The organism is Hymenobacter agri (genome assembly GCF_054778495.1).
Map to the genome: position 1 here is coordinate 1 of NZ_BAAGZM010000757.1, position 1,759 is coordinate 1,759.

At 65.7% G+C, this 1,759-nt stretch carries 1 protein-coding gene; it reads right to left on the minus strand.

Annotation, left to right across the window (positions count from 1 at the left end; translation table 11 throughout):
- The coding region (locus tag ACYVDE_RS21810) for a hypothetical protein (protein ID WP_460503646.1) at positions 1–1,565 on the minus strand (1,565 nt) is incomplete at its 3' end.
- Between the last annotated feature and the right edge of the window lie 194 nt (positions 1,566–1,759).

Sequence of the window (1,759 nt, forward strand, 5' to 3'; positions counted from 1 at the left end):
CGCCAGCCGACCGTGCCCGGCGCCTTGCTACCGGCCACCGGCGCGCTGAGCACGTTGCCGCTGCGCATGGCCTCGGTGGCAACGGTGGTGGTGGTGCCACCATCGGTGGTGTATTCGGCCGGGGTAGTGCGGAAATTGGTCGGCAGCGTGGCTTTGAACAGCTTGTTCACATCGTCGGTCACCGGGTCGGTGAACGGCGGCCAGGGGCCGGATGCGCTGCCGCCCACGAAATCGCGCACCTCCCAGGCCGTGCCGCTGAACCACACGAACTTGCCGGCGGCGATGCTCGACTGCCCGGCAAAATCAAAGGTGAAGGTGATTGCCGTGCCGCTCGGCAGGTTCGTGAGCTGCGAGAGTTCGACGGAGCTGGCCCCATTCACCTGCACCACCCGCGTACCAGCCGGTACGCCGGCGCCGCTGGCCAGCATGCCGACCACAATGCCCGCCGTGCTCTGCACATCGAGCAACGTATCGTAAAAGCTGCTGCGAATGGTGGTCGTGACCGGTGCGGGGCTATCAGCCGAGAGCTTGTAATACTGCCCTTTGGTGCCTGCCAGCGGCGAGAGTGGCGGCGTGTTGGTGACCGGATTCCACGCGCCTTTGCTCAGGTCGCTGCCCGTTGTGTTGCCGATAGCCGCAGCATTGTCATCAGCCTTCTTTTCCAGCAGGCCAATGGCCGTGCGGATGGAGTCCGCCGCCGTGATGGCGCGGGCGGCAGTTGCCTTCGCGTAGCCGATGAGAGGCGAAACAATGGCGCGCAGCGGCGTGAAGTATTTCGCCAATCCGGTCGGGCCCTCCGGAATGTCGTCCGTGGTGAGGGCCGCCACCTCGTTTTCGAGGTCTACCATGTCGCCTTCCAGCGTGTGAAGGCGGTCTTCGTGGTCGGCCAGCTCAGCGCGCAGTTCCTTATCATCGTAGCCCGACGAGGCCGTGAGCGGCGCAAAGGAGCGGTAATTCGGGTCGGTGTCGAGCCCGGTCGGTACCGGGTGGCTGAAGCTGGTGATGTCGTCGATAATCTCCAGCAGGCGCGTTTCGCCGCCGGGGAAGGTGTACTGGTACACCTCCCCTTTGTACACGTTCACGTCCTCCAGTGGCAACACCGGGAACGAGGCAATCTTCTGCTCATCCGTACCGCTGGCCAGCACCCAATGCGCTTTTCGGGTGAGCGTGGTGCCCGGCTCCACGTCCAGTAGCGCATCCACGTCGCCGGCGTTGTAGGCCAGCAGCGTGTAATACACCGGTGGGGCCACCACGCCCGTAGCGCCGGTGGCGGAGTCGGTCCCGTTCAGGGCCACGGCCTGCATGCCCAGGATGCGGTACTCGGGCGCGACCAGGCCCAGGCTGTCGGTATAGGGCACCGGGTACGGGGCGCCCTTCACCCGCTTCACGCTCAGATGGCGCCAGTCGGCAAACACCTGGGCCAGGCCCGAGAACACGGCCCGCAAGTCGGCGTCATCAATCTGGCCGTAGCGGTTGGCGGCGAAGCGGGCATTCATGTCGGCCAGCCAGTCTTCCACGGTAGGAAAGAGCGTGACGGGCGATAATAAAGGGTCAGTTGCTGGCATGCCAGCAAAGGTGCCAGCCGGGGCAGGGCGTGAAAAGGACGCTGCCTCCCCTGCTTTACTGCGGCTGCAGGCGCAGCTCCATCCGGAACGGGCCCTCGACCACCAGGTCATAGCCCGTGGCCGGCAGCGTCAGGCGCACCTGACCGCGGCCGTCGAGCACGCGAATACTGCCCGCAGCCGGCGCACCTGCACTC